A 1,910-nucleotide genomic window follows, 5' to 3' on the forward strand; every position below is an offset into this window, starting at 1 on the left:
CGACTCCCACCCCGGAGCCCACAACCCCGACGTCGCAGCCCGCGTCGTCCCCATCCTCCCCAACCTGATCGGAGCCTGACCCATGACCGCCGCTGTCCCCACCCTCACCCGCCGCATCACCAAGCCGACCCCGATCGCCGCGCTCATGGCCGCAGATGGCTACAAGTTGGACCACCTCCGTGCCTACGGGCCCGGCGTCACCCGCATCCTGATCAACTGGACGAACCGGTCGAACAAGTACCTGCCCGACGCCACGCACGCCGTCGCGTTCGGCGTCCAGGCGTTCGCCCAGTCGTACCTCACCGAAGCGTGGGAGCCGTTCTTCGCCGCAGACGAGGACTTCGTCGCCAGCGAGTACGAGCGCGTACTTGGCGCCTACCTCGGCCCGAACACCATCGGCTCGGACCACATCCGAGCCCTCCACCGCCTCGGCTACCTCCCGCTCGAGATCCGCACGGTCCCAGAGGGAACCCTGCTCCCGTTCGGTGTCGCAGCGCTCACCATTGAGAACACCATCCCTGAGTTCTTCTGGCTGCCGAACTACATCGAGACCGCACTGTCGGCGTCGATCTGGCACCCGGCGACCACCGCCACGATCGCCGTTCTGTACCGTGAGCTCTTCGAGGCATGGGCTGAGCGCACCGGCGGCGACCTCGCCGCGGTCGACTTTCAGGCGCACGACTTCTCGATGCGAGGCCAGACCTCGATCGAGTCGGCAGCCGCATCGGGCGCCGGCCACCTCATCTCGTTCCTCGGGACGGACAGCCTCCCCTCGATCGACTGGATCGACCGGTTCTACCCCGGCGAGAACGGCTGGGTCGCAGCATCGGTCCCCGCCACCGAGCACTCGGTCATGTGCCTCCGGGGCCAGGACGGCGAACTCGAGACGTTCAAGCACCTGTTGCACCTCTACCCGGCCGGCATCGTCTCAGCCGTCTCGGACGGGTACGACTTCTGGGGCGTCCTCACCGACATCCTCCCGAAGCTGAAGGACCAGATCATGGCCCGCGACGGCAAGCTCGTCATCCGCCCTGACTCGGGCGACCCTGTCGACATCATCACCGGTGAGACCGACCTGACCAAGTCGAGCCCGCTTGCTCGTGAGAACTACGCAGACCTGAAGGCTGACGGCATCCTCTCGAACGAGCAGCTCGGAGCGATCGAGATCCTCGGCGACTTGTTCGGCTACACAATCAACGACAAGGGCTACAAGGTCCTCGACCAGCACATCGGCCTCATCTACGGCGACAGCATCACCCTCGACCGCGCCAAGCGCATCTTCGAGCGCCTCGAGGCGAAGGGGTGGGCGTCGACCAACGTGGTGCTCGGCATCGGTTCGTTCAGCTACCAGATGGTCAGCCGGGACACCACCGGCGGTGCCGTGAAAGCTACGTGGGCCGAGGTCGACGGCCAGCCGGTCGACATCCAGAAGGACCCGAAGACCGGCCGCGACCCGATCACCGGGGAGAGCAAGAAGAGCGCCAAGGGCCGCCTCGCCCTCACCCGCGACGAGACCGGCGAGATCGCCCTGATCCAAGGAGCCACGCCCGAGCAGGAAGCCGCGAGCCTCCTCCAGCCGGTGTGGGTTGACGGCGCGTTCGTCCGCATCCAGTCGTTCGAGGACGTACGCCAGACGCTCCGCGCTGAGCGCGCAGCTCGGGCGGCGCGGGCGGCGAGCTAGCGCCCGGGCGGGCAGCGCCGGATGCCAGGCGCTGCCCGCTTTCCCGCGCATGCTGACCGTGAAGGAGGCACCACCCATGACAAAGATCGGCCTCGTAGGCTGCGCCGCGCAGAAACTCCGGCGACCCGCACCGGCTCGCGACCTGTACGTGTCGCAGCTGTTCCGGAAATCGTCCGCCTACGTCGAGTGGAACTGCGACGCCTGGTTCATCCTGAGCGCCAAGCACGGC

At 67.2% G+C, this 1,910-nt stretch carries 2 protein-coding genes; both read left to right on the forward strand.

Going from position 1 to position 1,910, the window contains the following annotated elements:
- The first annotated feature begins 82 nt into the window (after positions 1 to 82).
- Positions 83 to 1,681, forward strand: coding sequence for a nicotinate phosphoribosyltransferase (locus tag GH736_RS22090; protein WP_159607104.1), 1,599 nt, complete (start codon positions 83 to 85; stop codon positions 1,679 to 1,681).
- 76 nt (positions 1,682 to 1,757) lie between these two features.
- The coding region (locus GH736_RS25680; RefSeq protein ID WP_407922383.1) for a DUF6884 domain-containing protein at positions 1,758 to 1,910 on the forward strand (153 nt) is incomplete at its 3' end.

The sequence above is a fragment of the Agromyces humi genome (assembly GCF_009720255.1).
Lineage (GTDB): Bacteria > Actinomycetota > Actinomycetes > Actinomycetales > Microbacteriaceae > Agromyces > Agromyces humi.